The organism is Streptomyces sp. NPDC090499, from assembly GCF_044769305.1.
In the GTDB taxonomy this organism is placed as follows: Bacteria; Actinomycetota; Actinomycetes; order Streptomycetales; family Streptomycetaceae; genus Streptomyces.
This window is the reverse complement of the sequence record NZ_JBIVXP010000010.1, coordinates 214,181-231,255: the sequence shown is the minus strand read 5'-3', so window position 1 is coordinate 231,255 and position 17,075 is coordinate 214,181. Positions and strand designations below refer to the sequence as shown.

Here is a 17,075-nt window from a genome sequence, read left to right as displayed (position 1 = left end):
CTGTCATCTCCTGCGCGGCCCTGCTCGACCTGCTCATACGGCTCGGGCCGGGGACGGCCAGTGGCCCTCCCCGGCCCGAGCCGGTTGCGATAAGCGTCAGCGGACGTGGTCGACGTCGACGAGGTCGACGCGGACTCCGCGACCGCCGATGGCGCCCACGACGGTGCGCAGGGCACGCGCGGTGCGGCCGTTGCGGCCGATCACCTTGCCGAGGTCGTCGGGGTGCACCCGGACCTCCAGCACGCGCCCGCGGCGCAGGTTGCGCGAGGCGACCTGCACATCGTCAGGGTTGTCGACGATGCCCTTCACGAGGTGCTCAAGCGCCTCTTCGAGCATGCTGCTCAGGCCTCGGTCGACTCGGACTCAGCCGCGGCCTCGTCCTTCTTCTCAGCCTTCTTCTTCTGGGTGATCGCCTCACCCTTGCCCTCGTCGTCACCGCCGAGCGCCTCGAACGTCGGACGCGTGGCCTTCGGAGCAGCCACGAGCAGCGGCGCCGGGGCGGGCTCGCCCTTGAACTTCTGCCAGTCGCCGGTCTTCTTCAGGATGGCGAGCACGGGCTCGGTCGGCTGGGCGCCGACGCCGAGCCAGTAGGCGGCGCGCTCGGCGTCCACCTCGATGACCGACGGGTTGTAGGTCGGGTGGTACTTGCCGATCTCCTCGATCGCACGGCCGTCACGGCGGGTGCGGGAGTCGGCGACGACGATGCGGTAGTGAGGCGAACGGATCTTGCCCAGACGCTTCAGCTTGATCTTGACTGCCACGGGAGTGGGTTCTCCTGGATTTGACGTGGTTGGGCACGGCGAGACTGCCGCGTGGGGTTGCGGTACCCGAGTGCCCGATGGACGCGTCAGCCGGAGGAGAGAGGGGTCCTGTGCGGCTGTCGAGTACAGCTAGCCATTGTGCCACACCCTGCGGGTCGCTTTGGGCCGGCGGGTGGGCGAGCGGCTCCTGGGCATGCCCGAGTCGCACCCGGCGTGGAGGTGAGGTCACGTCGGGTGCGATGGACAGGCGCTGTGAAGTTGACGTCCGCACCCACCCGTGCCGCCCTGGAGGAGGAAGGCACGACCACCCACGGGGAGGCGGGGTGCCTGCGGTCCGTGGGCCGGTGGCGGCGCAATGGCTACGGCTGCCACGAGCAGCCGTCCCTCATGCCGCGCCGACGACCTCCGGAATGCGGAACGGCTTGCCGCAGCCGCCGCAGACGATGGGGGCCTGGGCCAGGACCGACGGGACCACCCGGACGTTGCGGCCGCAGTCGCACACCGCCTTGACACGGACGCCCCCGCCGGACGAGCCGTGGCGGGCGGCCGGGCCGCGGAACGTGCGGGAGGTGTCGGCGGACGTGGCCACCGTGTGCGCCTTGAGAGCGCGCTGCAGTCTCTCGATGGTCGGCCGGTAGCGTCGCTTCGCCTCGGGGTTGAGCGTGACCAGCGAGAAGCCGCTGCTGGGATGCGGCTCGTCGGGGTGGTCCAGGCCCAGCTCCTCGGCGATCGCGAGGAATCGGCGGTTGTGGTAGCGGCCTGCCCGGGAGGTGTCGCGGACTCCACGGGAGGCGGCGATGCCGTGGACTGCCTCATGGAGCAGTCGTTCGAAGGAGAGTTCGTGACCGCACGCGGACGACGACTCCCCGATCAGGGACTCTGGCGCGGCAAGGTCCGGCAGCTCGGGGTGGTACCGCTGAATGTCGGCCCACGCCTCTGCCAGCTCTGCGGCGAGAACAGGTGGTGTCTGTGTCGTGCTCACGTAATGAGAACGAGCGGGAGGGCCCCTGTGTTCCTATTCCGGGGCATCCCAAATAATTTGCACGTACCCGTCAGTTGCCGCTGATGCGTGGAGACGAGCACGGGTGCGCTGATCTGCGGAGAAGCCTCACAGCTCGTACCAAGCCGGTGCGTAGTCTGACGTACGACCCGCCACGTATCCCTGGTCCGGACGTCTGGACGGCGGAGCGGCGGATGCGCAAGAGGCGTTTCGGTCGCTCTCGTGGCCGGGTCTCATCCCGGTCAGCGTCCGCGGCGGCCCCCGCGTTACTCGCAGCCCGTCGTCATCCGGCATCCGCCCGGCTCCGGCGCCCGGACACCGTGCGGCCACGGTGCCCGCCGACCATGGCCGGAACCGCCGTGTCGTGGGTCCGATGGTAGAGCCCCAAGTTGCCGGGATGTGAAATCTCGCCACAGTCACAGCCCACGTACAAGCGGGGACCCGCGACCTCTGGACGCCATCGCGAGCCCGGAGTTATGTGGCATAGGTGGGAAGTGCGAGCGCACGGCACGGGGGCCACGGAATCGGTCAGTGCGTAACTCTCGGCGGATTGGGGCGCTTACCTATGACACCTACGCTCGTGCGGCACCACCTGTCTCACGTGGACTCACCACCCCGTGTGAACCTGGGCGCACGCGCGCGTGACTGGTCCGAGATCCAGGAGCGGATGCTGGTGCCGCTCTACGAGACCGTCCACGAGCGACTCGAAGTGGGCCCGGCCACCCGGCTGCTCGGCCTGCACTGCGGTTCCGGTCTCGCCCTGCTGATGGCGGCGACGAGAGGGGCCGCGGTCACCGGAGTCGACTCCTCCCCCGAGCGGCTCGCCCTCGCCCGTGAGCGCCTGCTGCCCGACCCGGCGCCGGGCGCACGCGCGCGTGGCCGTGCCGCCCGGATCGTCGAGGGCACGCCCCGGAACGCGGCGGACGCGAAGGCACCGGCGTACAACCTGATCACCTCCTTCGACCCGATCGGCTGCCTGGCCGGCGACGCCGAACGGCTCGGTGACCTGCTGGCCGAGGCGTCTCCCCTGGCGGAGCGCGGGGCGGCCGTGGTGCTGACCGGCTGGGGTCCGCCGGAGCGCTGCGCGACCTCGTCCGTGCTGCGGGTGGCGGCGAAATTGGCCGATCCTTTGCGGAGCACGGGAAGCTGGCGCCCGGCGTGCCGGGACGATCTGGAGGAGGTCGCCCAGCGGGCCGGCCTGCGGATCGACGGGTCCGGGCGGGTCTCCTGCCCGTTCGGGTACGCCGACGCGGACAGTGCGGTGCGGGGGCTGCTGTCGACCGGGCTGTTCGATGCGGGGATCTTGGCGGCCGACGAGGAGCAGGTGGGCAAGGAGCTGGTCGAGGTGCTCCAGCCGTTCGTGCGTGCCGACGGCACGGTGTGGATGCCGAATGTGTTCCGGTACTTGATCGCGCGGGTTCGCTGACGCTGGGTCTCGGCCGCCGTCTTCGGCTGCCGCGCCGTGGGGGCTGGTCGCGCAGTTCCTCCCCCAGCCTTCGGCCGGGGGTACCCCCAGCGCCCCTTTCGGGGCGCTCAAGGGCGCTCGAAAGTCAGGACTCGTCCAGGTCCTTGGTCAGTCTCGTGACCCCCGCGATGCGGTAGGCGTCCGCCTCCTCCAGGGTCTCGTTCTCCAGGAGGGCCTGGGCCAGGGCGTCCAGCTGGTCCCGGTGGTCCTGGAGTTTGCGGCGGGCCTCGTCGTAACACTCGTCGACGATGCGGCGCATCTCGGTGTCGATGACGTCGAGGGTCTGGGGCGCCGCGGCGAGGCCGTAGGCCTGCTGGGCGTCGCTGGGGAGGGCGGAGAGGCGGCCGACCTCCTCGCTCATGCCCCAGCGGGACACCATGCCGCGCGCGATGCTGGTGACCTGTTCCAGGTCGCTCTCCGAGCCGGTGGTGATCACGCCGTAGACGACCTGTTCGGCCGCCATGCCGCCGAGAGCGCCGATGATGCGGCCGCGCAGGTACTCCTCGGTGTACGCGTATTTGTCGGCGTCCGGCGTGGAGAGCGTCACGCCGAGGGCGCGGCCGCGCGGCACGATGGTGATCTTGCGGACCGGGTCGGCGCCGGGCTGGAGCATGCCGAGCAGGGCGTGGCCGCTCTCGTGGTAGGCGGTCCTGCGGCGCTCCTCCTCGGGCATCACCAGCGGGCGTTCGGCGCCGAGCTGGACCTTCTCCAGGGCCTCGGAGAGGTCGGACTGGGTGACCTGGTCCTGTTTGCGCTTGACGGCGAGCAGGGCGGCCTCGTTGGCGAGGTTGGCCAGTTCGGCGCCGGTCATGCCCGGGGTGGTGCGGGCGACCTGGGCGAGGTCGACGCCCTCGGCGAGCGGGATCTGGCGGGTGTGGATCTGCAGGATGGCCTCGCGCCCGGTGCGGTCGGGGGGCGAGACCTGGACGACCCGGTCGAAGCGGCCGGGGCGGGTGAGCGCGGGGTCGAGGATGTCGGCACGGTTGGTGGCGGCGATGACGATGACGCCCTCGGAGCCGGAGAAGCCGTCCATCTCGGTGAGGATCTGGTTGAGGGTCTGCTCACGCTCGTCGTGGCCGCCCATCGAGGCACCGCCGCCGCGGGCCCGGCCGATGGTGTCGATCTCGTCGATGAAGATGATGGAGGGGGCGACCTTGCGGGCCTCGGCGAACAGTTCGCGGACCCGGGAGGCGCCGACGCCGACGATCATCTCGATGAACTCGGAGGCGGAGGCCGAGAAGAACGGCACCCCCGCCTCGCCGGCGACGGCCCGTGCGAGCAGCGTCTTGCCGGTGCCGGGCGGGCCGGCGAGGAGCACGCCGCGCGGCATCTTGGCGCCCATCCTGCGGTAGGCGTCCGGGTTCTTGAGGAAGTCGACGACGTCGTTGAGCTCGCCCTCGACCTCGTCGATGCCGGCCACGTCCTCGAAGGTGGTCCGCTGCTGTCCGGGCTCCAGTTCGACCGGCTTGGGCGGCGCCTTGCGGCCCAGCATGCCGCCCGCGCCGCCGAGGCCCGCGCTCATCCGGCGGGCGATGAAGACCCACACCGCGACGAGGATGATGATCGGGGCCAGTGAGATCAGCAGATTGGCGAGAAAGCTGCGGTGCTGGACGACCGGTTCGGCGGTGACCGTCACGTCGTGCTTGGTCAGGCTGGTCCACAGGTCGTCACCGGCGAAGGAGGGGCGCTCGGTGTTGAACTTGGTGTAGCTCTGGCCGCCCTCGGGGTTCTTCTGCTCCTTCTTGAGCTGGCCCTGGATCGAGTCGCCCTTGGCGTAGATCTTCTCGACGTTGCCGTCGTTCACCTGCTTGCTGAACTCGGTGTACGAGATCGTCGGCTCGTTCTCCTGGTCGAAGTACGAGAGCACCAGGTTGGCCAGCAGGTACACGACCAGCGCGGTGACGATCAGCCGCCACCAGCCGCCGTGCATCCGCCGCCCGCCGTTCGGCGGCTTCGGGGGCTCCTCGGGAGCGCCCTCGGTACGCCAGGGCTGGTCGGGTGACTTGCGCGGCGGCGCGGGGTTGGTCATATGCGGACCGTACGACACGGACCAACCCCTGGCACCCGCACAGGTGAACTCAGCCCATGAACTTCTTGAACTCGTCCGGCAGCTCGAAGTCCTGGGCGCCCTGCTGCGGCAGGCCGAAGGCACCGCCCTGGGCCGCGGCCTCGCGGCGCTGGGCCTCCTCCAGCTCCTGCTGCTTGCGCTTCATCGGGTTGCCGGAGCGCTGCTTGCCCTTGGCCTGCTTCGGCTGCTTCTTGGTACGGCCGGGACCGCCGCCCATGCCCGGCATCCCCGGCATGCCCGGCATCCCGCCGCCCTGGGCCATGCGGGACATCATCTTGCGGGCCTCGAAGAACCGCTCGACGAGCCCCTTGACCGCGCTGACCTCGACACCGGAGCCCTTGGCGATACGGGCGCGGCGGGAGCCGTTGATGATCGTCGGTTCCTGGCGCTCGGCCGGGGTCATCGACTTGATGATCGCGGCGGTGCGGTCGACGTCCCGCTCGTCGAGGTTCTGGATCTGGTCCTTGATCTGGCCCATGCCGGGCAGCATCCCGAGCAGCTTGCTGATGCTGCCCATCTTCCTGACCTGTTCCATCTGGGCCAGGAAGTCGTCCAGGGTGAAGTCCTGGCCCTTCTTGGACGCCAGCTTGGAGGCCATCTTCTGGGCCTCTTCCTGGCTGAACGTCTTCTCCGCCTGCTCGATCAGGGTGAGCAGGTCACCCATGTCGAGGATGCGGGAGGCCATCCGGTCCGGGTGGAACGCGTCGAAGTCGTCGAGTTTCTCGCCGTTCGACGCGAACATGATCGGCTTGCCGGTGACCTGGCGGATGGAGAGCGCGGCACCACCGCGGGCGTCACCGTCGAGCTTGGAGAGCACGACACCGTCGAAGCCGACGCCGTCGCGGAAGGCCTCGGCGGTGGTGACGGCGTCCTGGCCGATCATGGCGTCGACCACGAAGAGGATCTCGTCGGGCGAGACGGCGTCCCGGATGTCGGCCGCCTGCTGCATCAGCTCCTGGTCGATGCCGAGCCGGCCGGCGGTGTCCACGATCACGATGTCGTGGACCTTGGACTTCGCGAACTCGATGGAGTCCCTGGCGACCTTGACCGGGTCGCCGACGCCGTTGCCCGGCTCGGGCGCGTAGACCGCGGCACCGGCGCGCTCGGCGACCACGCTGAGCTGGTTGACGGCGTTGGGGCGCTGGAGGTCGGCGGCCACGAGCAGCGGGGAGTGGCCCTGCTCCTTGAGCCAGTGGGCGAGCTTGCCCGCGAGGGTGGTCTTGCCGGCACCCTGGAGACCGGCCAGCATGATCACGGTGGGCGGCTGCTTGGCGAACCGCAGCCGACGGGTCTCCCCGCCGAGGATCGTGACCAGCTCGTCGTTGACGATCTTCAGGACCTGCTGGGCCGGGTTGAGCGCCTTGGAGACCTCGGCGCCGAGCGAGCGCTCCTTGACGTTCTTGATGAACGTGCGGACGACCGGAAGGGCCACGTCGGCTTCGAGAAGCGCGATGCGGATCTCCCGGGCCGTGGCGTCGATGTCCGCTTCGCTCAGACGCCCTTTGCCGCGCAGGTTCTTGAAGGTCGCTGAAAGGCGGTCGGAGAGAGTGTCGAACACGGCGGCGTCGGTCCTCGGAGTCGGGGGCGGTGAGCGTCTTCCAGGGTATCCGGCCGCGCAAGGAAGTGGTCCCCGCCGTGCACAGCCGTGCGATCAGCCCCTCAGCGTCTCCTCCAGCTTGCGCGCCACGGAGGCCGCCTCCTCCGCGGGCAGCGGCGCGTGGTCGGTGCCGGTGACGTAGAAGGCGTCGACGGCGTTGGAGCCGAGCGTGCTGACGTGGGCGCTGCGCACCCGTACCTCGGCGTCCTCCAGCGCCCGCCCGATCCGGAACAGCAGGCCCGGTGCGTCCTGGGCCCGTACCTCGAACACGGTGGCGTGCCGGGAGGCCGCGGAGGCCACGGTCACGCGCGGCGGCGGGGCCGCCCAGCCCCGGCGCCTCGGGTAGGCGGCGTCCCGCTCCGCGAGGCGGCCCGCGACGTCCAGGGAGCCGTCCAGCGCCCGTACGAGGTCGGCCCGCAGGCGGGCGGCCTGCGGCAGGGAGCCGTACTCGGCGGCGACCCGCCAGTCGAGCAGCAGGACCGTGCCGTCGTCGACGTCGTCCGGGAGCCGGAGCGAGCGCAGCTCGGCGGTGCGGACCGCCAGGCGGTGCACGGCCAGCACGCCGGCGACGGCCGGGAGCACGCCCGGCTGGTCCGGTACGGCGATGAGCAGCTCGACGCCGAGCGGTTCGGGGTCGCCGGCGGGCTCCTCGTCCGTGGCGGCCGGCTCGGTCTGGGCACGCAGGGCGAGGACCGGGGCGCCGGTGCGGAAGGCCTCGATGGCCAGCCGCTCCTGCTCGGCGGTGGGCGCGCCGGGCTCGGGTTCGTCGGCCGTGTCCCCGGCGAGGACCGCCGAGACCCGCTTCACCAGGTCGGTGACGAGCGAGCCGCGCCAGGAGGACCAGGCCGCCGGTCCGGTGGCCAGCGCGTCGGCCTCGGTGAGGGCGTGCAGCAGCTCCAGGGTGCCCTGGGTGCCGACCGCGTCGGCGACCAGGCGGACCGTGGCCGGGTCGTCCAGGTCGCGCCGGGTGGCGGTCTCGATGAGCAGCAGGTGGTGCAGGACGAGCGTCGACAGGACCGCCACGTCGGCGCGGTCGAAGCCGATCCTGGCCGCCACGTCCTTGACGATGATCTCGCCGGCCACCGAGTGGTCGCCGGGCCAGCCCTTGCCGATGTCGTGCAGCAGCGCGGCGACCAGCAGCAGGTCGGGCCGGTGCACGCGGCGGGCGAACTCGGAGGCGCGGACGGCGGTCTCGATGAGGTGCCGGTCGACGGTCCAGACGTGCACGGCGTTGCGCTGGGGGCGGCAGCGGACCCGCTCCCAGTCGGGCAGGATGCGGGTGATCAGGCCCTCCGCCTCCAGCGCCTCCCAGACCTCGACGGTGGGGCGGCCGGAGCCGAGCAGGGTGACCAGCTGCTCGCGGGCCTCGGCGGGCCAGGGTGTGGGCAGGGGGCGTGCGGTGGCGGCCATGCGCCGTACGGCGTGCAGGGAGAGCGGGAGGCCGGCCTGGGCGGCGGCGGCCGCGGCGCGCAGCGGGAGCACGGGGTCGCGTTCGGGGCGGGCGGCGCGGGCGAGTACCACCTCGCCGTCCTGCTCCACCACGCCCTCGGCGAGCGGGGAGCGCTCGGCGACCGGCTTGCCGCCGCCCAGCATGGCGCGCAGGCGGGGCCGGACGGCGCGCGAGCGCAGGACGCGCCCCACTTCGCGCCAGGTGACGTCGCTGGCGTAGGAGATGACGCGGGCGGACTCGTAGACCTGGCGCAGCAGGGTGTCGGCGTCGAGGAGGTCCAGTTCGGCGGCGACCTGGTCCTGCTCCTGGAGGGCGAGGCGGTCGGTGGCGCGGCCTGTGGTCAGGTGCAGGGCGTCGCGGACGTCGAGGAGGCGCCTGCGGGCGTCGGCGAGGCCCTCGCGCGGGGCGTCGGCCAGCCAGGAGGCGGCGACGGCGCGCAGCGCGGTGGCGTCCCGGAGGCCGCCGCGGGCCTCCTTCAGGTCCGGCTCCAGGAGGTACTGCAGCTCGCCCTGGCGTTCGGCGCGCTCGGCGCACAGCTCCTGGAGCTCGGGGAGGCGCTTGGGTGCCTGGTTGCGCCAGTCGGCGAGGATCACGCTGCGCAGGCCGGAGGTGAGCCCGAGGTCGCCGGCGATGTGGCGGGCGTCGAGGAGGCCGAGCTGGACCTTGAGGTCCTCGCCCGCGGTCTTGCGGGCCTCGGCGGGGGTGCGTACGGAGTGGTCCAGGGCCAGGCCCAGGTCCCAGACGGGGTACCAGAGCCGGTCGGCGACGGCGGCCACCGCGCCGGAGTCGGCGCCGTCGTGCAGCAGCAGGAGGTCGAGGTCGCTGCGCGGGGAGAGTTCGGCGCGGCCGTAGCCGCCGACGGCGACCAGCGAGACACCGCCCCTGATGCCCTCGGTGGCCGCCGCGAACAGGCCGGTCAGCCACTCGTCGGTCAGCTCGGCGAGGGCGGTACGGCGCGGCGGCCCGGACCGCGCCCCCTCGGTGAGGAGGCGCAGCCGGGCCGCCGCGTAGCCGCTGGGTCCCGTGTTCTCCGCGTCGTTCCGAACTTCCGTACCCGTCACCCAGCGACTCCTGCCTGTATGCAGATGGTTCTGTTCTACAGTGCGTCCGGTCCGCGCTCGCCGGTGCGGACCCGTACGGCGGTCTCGACCGGGAGCGACCAGACCTTGCCGTCACCGATCTTGCCGGTGCGGGCGGCCTTGACGATGACGTCGATCAGCTGCTCGGCGTCCTCGTCCTCGGCCAGCACCTCGATGCGGATCTTGGGCACCAGGTCGACCGTGTACTCGGCACCACGGTAGACCTCGGTGTGGCCGCGCTGCCGACCGTAGCCGCTGGCCTCGGTGACCGTGAGGCCGTGGACGCCGAAGGCCTGGAGGGCCTCCTTGATCTCGTCGAGCCGGTGGGGCTTCACGACGGCGGTGATGAGCTTCATGCGTCCACCTTCTTGCCGGTCCCGGCCAGGGCCGCGGCGGAGACGGAGCCGATGACACCGCCGCCCGTGCCGCTGAAGTCGTATGCAGTCTCGGCGTGCTCGGCCTGGTCGATGCCGGAGACCTCCTCGTCCTCGGTGACCCGCATGCCGATGGTCTTGTCGAGGAGGAAGGCGAGGACCGCGGAGGCGACCAGGGAGTAGCCGAGGACCGCGCCGACACCGGCGAACTGCTTCCACAGCTGGGTGAAGGAGTGGTCGCCGTAGAAGACGCCGGTCGCGGCGGACTGGCCCTTGCCGGTGGCGAAGAAGCCGATGAGCAGGGAGCCGATGATGCCGCCGACCATGTGGACGCCGACCACGTCGAGGGAGTCGTCGTAGCCGAACCTGAACTTCAGGCCGACGGCCGCGGCGCAGGCGACACCGGCGATGGCGCCGACGGCGATCGCGCCGAGCGGGGAGACCGCACCACCGGACGGGGTGATGGCGACCAGACCGGCGACCGCGCCGGAGGCGGCGCCCAGGGTGGTGAACGCGCCGTGCCGGATCTTCTCGTAGGCGAGCCAGGCCAGCATGGCGGCGGCCGTGGCGACCTGCGTGTTGACGAACATCAGCGCGCCGACGCCGTCGTCGTTGCCGAGCCAGGAGCCGGCGTTGAAGCCGAACCAGCCGAACCACAGCAGACCGGCGCCGAGCATGACCAGCGGGAGGCTGTGCGGGCGCATCGGGTCCTTCTTGAAGCCGACCCGCTTGCCGATCACCAGGATGACGCCGAGGGCGCCGGCACCGGCGTTGATGTGGACCGCGGTACCACCGGCGAAGTCGATCACGCCGAGCTTGTAGGCCCAGCCGTCGGCGCCCCAGACCCAGTGGGCGACCGGGACGTAGACGATCGTGAGCCACAGCGCGACGAAGAGCGCCCAGGCCGAGAACTTGACGCGGTCGGCGATGGCGCCGCTTATCAGGGCCGGGGTGATGACCGCGAACATCATCTGGAAGACCATGAAGACGAAGATCGGGATGGTGTAGCCGTCCCAGAGCTCCGTCAGGCCGACGTTGCTCATGCCGAGCCAGTCGGAGTTGAAGCCGATGAAGCCGTTGCTGGAGCCGAAGGCCAGGGAGAAGCCGTAGAGCACCCACAGGATGGTGACGATCCCGATGCTGACGAAACTCATCATCAGCATGTTCAGGGTGCTCTTGACGCGGACCATGCCTCCGTAGAAGAAGGCGAGACCCGGCGTCATGAGCAGCACCAGGGCGGAGCAGATGAGCATGAAGCCTGTGTTCGCGGAGGACAGCTTGGGTGCCTCCGCGGCAAGCGTGATGGCGGCTGGTGCCATCGGCGTCTCCTCGTCGGTTGTACGGCCCCGTGCGGGTCGGAGCGTGAGCGGTCCGGTGAAGCGGGGGGTGGGCCGGTTATGCGCCATGAGATTGGCGCAGCGCGGTTTCGGTCGTTGCCCCTCGTTGTTTCGCCGGAGTGACGAAGGCGCCGCGCGTGTTACGCCTGGATGAACTGCCGGATTCCGGGCTCGCTGATCGTTATCGTGACGCAACCATTGCGAGATCAAGCGCAACCATCAATTGAGGACCCCTACGGCGACCAGCCACGTCCGCGAGAGCGGCGCCGGTTCAGGCGCAAAAAGGGGAACCGGCCGCGGTCGGCCGTCCGATGACCTGGCATGGGGGAGCCGAGTCGGGCAGTTCGGGAGGGCCGGCCGCGGCCGGGGTCTGGGAAGCGCCGGGGTTCAGACCGCCTCGGCGGTCTCCGGGAGATCGGCGGCGAGCTGTTCGGTGAGGTCGACCACGGCCGCGAGGCCGCCGTAGTCGCGGACAGCCGTGTCGACCGTCTTTCGAATACGAGTGTTGACGCGCTCGGAGCGCACCTTCTTGGCGATGCCCATCGCCTCGGAGGCCAGCACCGTGCTCTGCTCGGGCTCGCCGCGCAGCAGGTGCACGGTGGCCATGCCGATGAGGTTGAGCGCGTACGACCGCTGGTGCTCGGCGTCCTTGGCGAACAGCTCGACGGCCTTGCGCATCAGCGGCTCGGCCAGCGAGGCGTAGGTGGGGCTGCGGCCGGCGACATAGGCCAGGTCGCGGAAGGAGTGGCTGTTCTCGCCGTAGAGCTCGGCCTCGGAGAAGAAGCGGATCCAGTCGGGGTCCGGTTCGTCCCACTCGTCGGCCTCGGCGAAGGTGTCCTCGGCCATCCGGACCGCCCGCTTGCACTTGCCGGGCTGGCCCATGTTGGCGTAGGCGCGGGCCTCCATCGCATACAGCATCGACTGGGTGCGCGGGCTCGCGCAGTCCCGGCTGCCGTACTGGGCGAGGTGGATCAGCTCCAGGGCGTCGTCGGGCCGGCCGAGGTGGATCATCTGGCGGCTCATGCTGGAGAGGATGTACGAGCCGAGCGGCTTGTCACCGGCCTCCTTGGCCGCGTGCAGGGCGAGCACGAAGTACTTCTGGGCGGTGGGCTGGAGACCGACGTCGTACGACATCCAGCCGGCCAGCTCGGCGAGTTCGGCGGCGACCTTGAAGAGCTTGCGCTCGGTGGTCTCGGGCTGGGGTTCCTGGAGGAGGTCGGTGACCTCGTGCAGCTGGCCGACGACCGCCTTGCGGCGCAGGCCGCCGCCGCACTGGGCGTCCCACTGGCGGAACATCTCCGTGGTGGACTCCAGGAGGGCCAGCTCGGGCCGGGAGATGCGGCCGGGTCGGCGGGGGTCCGCGGACGGCTCGGGGGTCTGCTGCGGGCCGCCCGGCGAGGGGACCAGCCAGCGCTGCATGGGCTCGATGAGGGACGGGCCCGCAGACAGCACCAGCGAGGTTCCGAGGAAGCCGCGCCGCGCCAGCATGAGGTCGCTGCGCGAGAACTCGCTGAGCAGGGCCACCGTCTGCGGGCCCGTCCAGGGCAGGTCGACGCCGGTCGCGGAGGGTGACTGGCGGGCGGCCCGCAGCCCGAGGTCCTCGACCGAGACGACACAGCCGAACCGCTCGGAGAACAGCTCGGAGAGGATCCGGGGGATCGGCTCGCGCGGGTTCTCCCCGTCGAGCCAGCGGCGCACCCTGGACGTGTCCGTGGAGATGTGGTTGGCGCCCAACTGGCGTGCTCTGCGGTTCACTTGCCGCGCCAGCTCGCCCTTGGACCAGCCGCTGCGCACGAACCACGAGTTGAGCAGCTCGTTGGGGCGCTTGTCGGTGCTGGTCGCGGTCGCCCCGCTTCCGCCGTTGCCGCCCACTGGAACGCCCCCATCCCTGAGACCACTTGATGCCGGATGCGCCAAGCCCTATCAGAATGCCGGTAAATACGGCTGCCCGTCCGGTAGTTCTCACCCTTCGAACGGGATGCCGAGTTGCCTCCGGCATACCCACGAGTGCAAGTGCCCCCAGGCCTCGTGCACTCAAAGTAATCCTACGATCACTGCTCCAGCCACGGCGATCCCGGAAACGCCACCATTCGCCACCCCTTCGAATGAACTCACGATGCCCTTGGCGCGATTCACTTGACATAGGACGGCCGGGAGTAGGCGGAACGGTGCACTCTGGGGCGCACATCCCCAGGCGCACCACCCGGAGAGCTTCAGGGCGCCGCCATGACCTTGCGGGCCGGAGGGAAGGCGGAGCCGTAGCGTCACGTTCCGTTTCCGTCCCGTTCCGGGTCGTAACCACCGGCGCGCCGGACCCGTTGGAGGGGGCATGGGCTTCACGATCGGCGGCATTCGCGAGATCCGCTCCGGCACGCGCCGGCGCGGTCGTTCATCGGACTGCACCGCCGTCGCCGAGTTCACCGGACTGTGGGGCTGGGACGTGGTGCCCGGCGCCCGTGCCGCGGCCGGGGCGTGCTCCTGCGGGCAGGCCGGCTGTCCCGCGCCGGGAGCGCATCCGCTGGACTTCGCGCCCCAGGTGCCCGCGGGCGCCACGCTCGACGAGGTCACCAAGGCCTGGGGCGAGTTCCCGGGCGCGGCGGTGATGCTCCCGGTCGGCCGCGCGTTCGACGTGATCGAGGTCGCCGAACCCGCCGGGCGCCGCGCCCTGGTCCGCCTGGAGCGGATGGGCCTCCCGCTCGGCCCGGTCACCGCCACCCCGGACGGCCGCGCGCACTTCCTGGTCGCCCCCGGCGCCGCCGCCGAACTCCCGGCGCTGCTCTACCGCATGGGCTGGGACGACCCGACCTCCCTGGACCTGCGCGGCCTCGGCACGGGTACGCACATCACCGCCCCGCCGTCCGACCGGGGCGGTCTTGGCCCGGTGCGCTGGCTGCGCCCGCCGGCCCTGGACTCGGCGACCAGGCCCCCGGCGGCGAGGCTGCTGCTCGGCACGCTGGCCTACGTCGCGCACCGGTCGCGGGCGTAACCGCACAGGTCCGGCTCAGACGCCGAAGCGCCCGTCCCCGGCTGCATCTCGGGGATCGGGCGCTTCTTCGCGATCTCGGGGCGGGTAAATCCACCCCCCTCGGGTCAGTCACCGATAAGGGCATCCACGAACGCCTCCGGCACGAACGGCGCCAGGTCGTCCGCGCCCTCGCCCAGGCCGATGAGCTTGACCGGGACGCCCAGCTCGCGCTGGACCGCGATCACGATGCCGCCCTTGGCGGTGCCGTCCAGCTTGGTGAGGACGATGCCGGTGATGTCGACGACCTCGGCGAAGACCCGGGCCTGGACGAGGCCGTTCTGCCCGGTGGTGGCGTCGAGGACGAGCAGCACCTCGTCCAGCGGGGCGTGCTTCTCCACGACCCGCTTGACCTTGCCCAGCTCGTCCATGAGGCCGGTCTTGGTGTGCAGCCGCCCGGCGGTGTCGATGAGCACCACGTCGACGCCCATCTCCTTGCCCTCCTTCACCGCGTCGAAGGCGACGGAGGCGGGGTCACCGGCCTCGGGGCCGCGCACGGTGTGGGCACCGACGCGCTCGCCCCAGGTCTGGAGCTGGTCCGCGGCGGCGGCCCGGAAGGTGTCGGCGGCGCCGAGCACCACCGTACGGCCGTCGGCGACGAGGACACGGGCGAGCTTGCCGGTGGTGGTGGTCTTGCCGGTGCCGTTGACGCCGACGACCATCACGATGCCCGGCTTGCGGTCGGCGGGCTCGGTCTTCACCTCGCGGTCGGCGTCGGTGCCGACCAGCTTGAGCAGCTCCTCGCGCAGGAGGGTGCGCAGTTCCCCGGGGGTCCGGGTGCCGAGCACCTTGACGCGCTCGCGCAGCCGGTCGACCAGCTCGGTGGTGGGCTGCACGCCGACGTCGGCGGTGAGCAGGGTGTCCTCGATCTCCTCCCAGGTCTCGTCGTCGAGGTGCTCGCGCGAGAGCAGCGTGAGCAGCCCCTTGCCGAGGGCGGTCTGCGAGCGGGAGAGCCGGGCGCGCAGCCGGACCAGCCGGCCTGCGGTGGGCTCGGGGATCTCGATCTCGGGCGCTTCGACCGCGGGGGGTTCTTCGACGGCGACGGGAGCCGAGCCGTCGGGAAGGTCGACCTCCTCTATCGTCCGGCGCGGTTCGTCGCGCGGCGTCTCGGCCTCGTCGCCGACGTGCGGCTCGGCCGGGGGTGCGGTGATGTCGGGCGCGGCGGGGGGCGGCGGGGGCAGCGACTTCTTGCGCCGGCTGCCGATGACGAGCCCGCCGAGCGCGCCGAGCACGACTACGGCGATGACTACAGCAAGGATGACGGTTTCCATAACCCGACCAGTATCCATCCCTCCCCCGCGGCCGACTTTGCTCCCTCGCTCGGGAGTTTCCGGATGATCCCCCGAAGCCGGATGTCTCTTTTGAGGGGATTAGTCGGCCTAACGTACGATGACTGCCTATGAGCACCACCGCCCACCACGATGGCGCGCTCGAACATCTCGAAGAGTCGCTGGAGCACCACGGCCTCGAAACCCGGGGCATCGAGCCGGTGCCTGACTCCGAGCGCACCGGCACCCCCCGTGGTCTGCTCCCCACCTGGATCGCCGCCAACGTCACCGTCCTGCTGGTGACCGTGGGCGCGAGCCTGGCGGTGTCGTTCGGGCTGAACTTCTGGCAGTCCCTGGTGGTCGGTATCGCGGCGCCGATCGTGTCGTACGGCCTGGTCGGGCTGATCGGCATCGCGGGCAAGCGTGGCGGCGCACCGGGCATGGCCCTGTCCCGGGCGGTCTTCGGCCAGCGCGGCAACCTGCTCCCCGGCGCGCTGATCTGGGTGGCGCGCTGGGGCTGGGAGACGGTCAACGCGGTGACCGGCAGCTACGCGCTGCTGACCGTCCTCGACATCCTGTTCGGGATCGGGAGCAACACCGCGCTGATCATCGTCACGCTTCTCCTCTTCGTGATCGCCGCGTTCGTGATCTCGGGCATGGGCATCAAGGCGGTGCGGTTCTGCAACCGGTGGGCGACCTGGCTGTTCGGCGCCTTCTCGCTGCTCGTCCTCGGCCGGCTGATCGCGACGGCGGACTGGGGCAGGGTGTTCGGACAGCCCGCCGGCTCCGCGGCCGCGATGGTCACCGGCGCCGGGCTGATCGCGGCGGGCGGGATGAGCTGGGCGCCGGCCGCGCCGGACTTCACGCGGTATCTGCCGGGTACGGCGTCCTCGGCGGCGATCGTACGCAACACGGTCGGCGGTGCCGGGATCGTCGTACTCCCCCTGGTCCTGATGGGCGCGGTGACGGCGGCCGCCACTCCGGGCCTCGCCAGGGCGGCCGACCCGGTCTCCTTCCTCGGCGAGATCCTGCCCCGCTGGCTGGCGGTCCCCTATCTCCTCGTCGCGCTGGCCGGGATGCTGCTGATCAACGCGATGTCGATGTACTCGGCAGGCTTCACCGCGCAGACGCTGGGGTTGCGGATCCCCCGGCACTGGGCGGTCTCCGTCAACGCGGTGATCTCGCTGGCCCTCGGGGCCGTCCTGATGCTGGCGGCGACCTCGTTCATGGCCTCCTTCATCGCCTTCCTGTCGCTGCTGGCGGTGGCGTTCTCGGCGTGGGTGGGGGTGTTCGGGGCCGACATGTTCCGCCGCCGGGAGTACGACGCCACGGCCCTGCTCGACACCACGCGCACCAGCGCCTACTGGTACCGGGCGGGCTTCTCCCCCGCCGCCGTCGCGGCCTGGGGGCTCGGCCTGGCGGCCGGGCTGCTCTTCACCACGTGCGACTGGTTCACCGGCCCGCTCGCCGCGAACAACCCCGTCGGCCGGTACGGCCTCGGCTGGATCGCGACGATCGCCGTCTCGGGCCTGCTGTACGCGGTGCTGCCGAAGCCGGCGGTGGTACCGGCGGCGGCCGGGAAGCGCGCACCCCTGGCTGTCTGACGCGCCGTCAGCTACTGTCCCCGCACACCTGCCCGGCCAGCCAAGGTGAA

The 17,075-nt window shown here is 71.3% G+C and carries 13 protein-coding genes; 3 read left to right on the top strand and 10 right to left on the bottom strand.

Features of this window, described 5'->3' with window-relative positions:
• Positions 1 to 96: 96 nt before the first annotated feature.
• The 3 genes from ACIQVL_RS32680 to ACIQVL_RS32670 form a co-directional block, all read right to left on the bottom strand.
• On the bottom strand, positions 97 to 336 hold the full coding sequence (locus ACIQVL_RS32680; RefSeq protein ID WP_003973401.1) for an RNA-binding protein: 240 nt from the start codon (positions 334 to 336) through the stop codon (positions 97 to 99).
• Between the two features lie 5 nt (positions 337 to 341).
• Positions 342 to 761: a 30S ribosomal protein S16 gene (gene rpsP, locus ACIQVL_RS32675; protein WP_403379447.1), complete on the bottom strand. Its 420-nt coding sequence runs from the start codon at positions 759 to 761 to the stop codon at positions 342 to 344.
• Between the two features lie 385 nt (positions 762 to 1,146).
• On the bottom strand, positions 1,147 to 1,743 hold the full coding sequence (locus ACIQVL_RS32670; RefSeq protein WP_093498845.1) for a hypothetical protein: 597 nt from the start codon (positions 1,741 to 1,743) through the stop codon (positions 1,147 to 1,149).
• A 583-nt stretch (positions 1,744 to 2,326) separates the two neighbouring features.
• Here ACIQVL_RS32670 and ACIQVL_RS32665 point away from each other — a divergent pair.
• Positions 2,327 to 3,187, top strand: a complete 861-nt coding sequence (locus tag ACIQVL_RS32665; RefSeq protein WP_403432905.1) for an SAM-dependent methyltransferase — start codon at positions 2,327 to 2,329, stop codon at positions 3,185 to 3,187.
• Between the two features lie 124 nt (positions 3,188 to 3,311).
• Here the strand turns inward: ACIQVL_RS32665 and ftsH are convergent, their stop codons facing one another.
• The 6 genes from ftsH to ACIQVL_RS32635 form a co-directional block, all read right to left on the bottom strand.
• Entirely contained in the window at positions 3,312 to 5,255 is a 1,944-nt protein-coding gene (gene ftsH / locus ACIQVL_RS32660; protein ID WP_403432902.1) for an ATP-dependent zinc metalloprotease FtsH, read from the bottom strand.
• Between the two features lie 49 nt (positions 5,256 to 5,304).
• Positions 5,305 to 6,852, bottom strand: a complete 1,548-nt coding sequence (ffh, locus tag ACIQVL_RS32655) for a signal recognition particle protein (RefSeq protein WP_403432898.1) — start codon at positions 6,850 to 6,852, stop codon at positions 5,305 to 5,307.
• Between the two features lie 93 nt (positions 6,853 to 6,945).
• Positions 6,946 to 9,402 (bottom strand): [protein-PII] uridylyltransferase, encoded by a 2,457-nt coding sequence (locus ACIQVL_RS32650; protein ID WP_403432895.1) that lies wholly within the window; start codon positions 9,400 to 9,402, stop codon positions 6,946 to 6,948.
• A gap of 35 nt (positions 9,403 to 9,437) precedes the next feature.
• Positions 9,438 to 9,776 carry a P-II family nitrogen regulator gene (locus ACIQVL_RS32645; RefSeq protein WP_093498850.1) on the bottom strand — a complete coding sequence of 113 codons (339 nt, stop codon included), beginning with the start codon at positions 9,774 to 9,776 and terminating at the stop codon, positions 9,438 to 9,440.
• Positions 9,773 to 11,113: an ammonium transporter gene (locus ACIQVL_RS32640; protein ID WP_403432892.1), complete on the bottom strand. Its 1,341-nt coding sequence runs from the start codon at positions 11,111 to 11,113 to the stop codon at positions 9,773 to 9,775. The genes ACIQVL_RS32645 and ACIQVL_RS32640 overlap by 4 nt, the downstream gene beginning before the upstream one ends.
• A gap of 405 nt (positions 11,114 to 11,518) precedes the next feature.
• Positions 11,519 to 13,003, bottom strand: a complete 1,485-nt coding sequence (locus tag ACIQVL_RS32635) for a hypothetical protein (RefSeq protein WP_403432889.1) — start codon at positions 13,001 to 13,003, stop codon at positions 11,519 to 11,521.
• Positions 13,004 to 13,460: 457 nt separating this feature from the next.
• On the opposite strand from ACIQVL_RS32635, the gene ACIQVL_RS32630 reads away from it, so the two are divergent.
• The gene (locus ACIQVL_RS32630) at positions 13,461 to 14,117 is read left to right on the top strand and encodes a bifunctional DNA primase/polymerase (RefSeq protein WP_403432886.1); all 657 of its coding nucleotides are present in this window, start codon (positions 13,461 to 13,463) and stop codon (positions 14,115 to 14,117) included.
• Between the two features lie 104 nt (positions 14,118 to 14,221).
• On the opposite strand, the gene ftsY is transcribed toward ACIQVL_RS32630, so the two are convergent.
• On the bottom strand, positions 14,222 to 15,424 hold the full coding sequence (ftsY, locus tag ACIQVL_RS32625) for a signal recognition particle-docking protein FtsY (RefSeq protein ID WP_403432884.1): 1,203 nt from the start codon (positions 15,422 to 15,424) through the stop codon (positions 14,222 to 14,224).
• 128 nt (positions 15,425 to 15,552) lie between these two features.
• Between ftsY and ACIQVL_RS32620 the strand changes: the two genes are divergently transcribed.
• Positions 15,553 to 17,025, top strand: coding sequence for a cytosine permease (locus ACIQVL_RS32620; RefSeq protein WP_403432881.1), 1,473 nt, complete (start codon positions 15,553 to 15,555; stop codon positions 17,023 to 17,025).
• Positions 17,026 to 17,075: the final 50 nt, after the last annotated feature.

What these genes read in the sequence shown, in the direction of transcription:
- ACIQVL_RS32680 (WP_003973401.1), bottom strand. Translation starts at nt 336, where the DNA reads ATGCTCGAAGAGGCGCTTGAGCACCTCGTGAAGGGCATCGTCGACAAC.
- ACIQVL_RS32665 (WP_403432905.1), top strand. Translation starts at nt 2,327, where the DNA reads ATGACACCTACGCTCGTGCGGCACCACCTGTCTCACGTGGACTCACCA.
- ftsH (WP_403432902.1), bottom strand. Translation starts at nt 5,255, where the DNA reads ATGACCAACCCCGCGCCGCCGCGCAAGTCACCCGACCAGCCCTGGCGT.
- ACIQVL_RS32645 (WP_093498850.1), bottom strand. Translation starts at nt 9,776, where the DNA reads ATGAAGCTCATCACCGCCGTCGTGAAGCCCCACCGGCTCGACGAGATC.
- ACIQVL_RS32640 (WP_403432892.1), bottom strand. Translation starts at nt 11,113, where the DNA reads ATGGCACCAGCCGCCATCACGCTTGCCGCGGAGGCACCCAAGCTGTCC.
- ACIQVL_RS32630 (WP_403432886.1), top strand. Translation starts at nt 13,461, where the DNA reads ATGGGCTTCACGATCGGCGGCATTCGCGAGATCCGCTCCGGCACGCGC.
- ftsY (WP_403432884.1), bottom strand. Translation starts at nt 15,424, where the DNA reads ATGGAAACCGTCATCCTTGCTGTAGTCATCGCCGTAGTCGTGCTCGGC.
- ACIQVL_RS32620 (WP_403432881.1), top strand. Translation starts at nt 15,553, where the DNA reads ATGAGCACCACCGCCCACCACGATGGCGCGCTCGAACATCTCGAAGAG.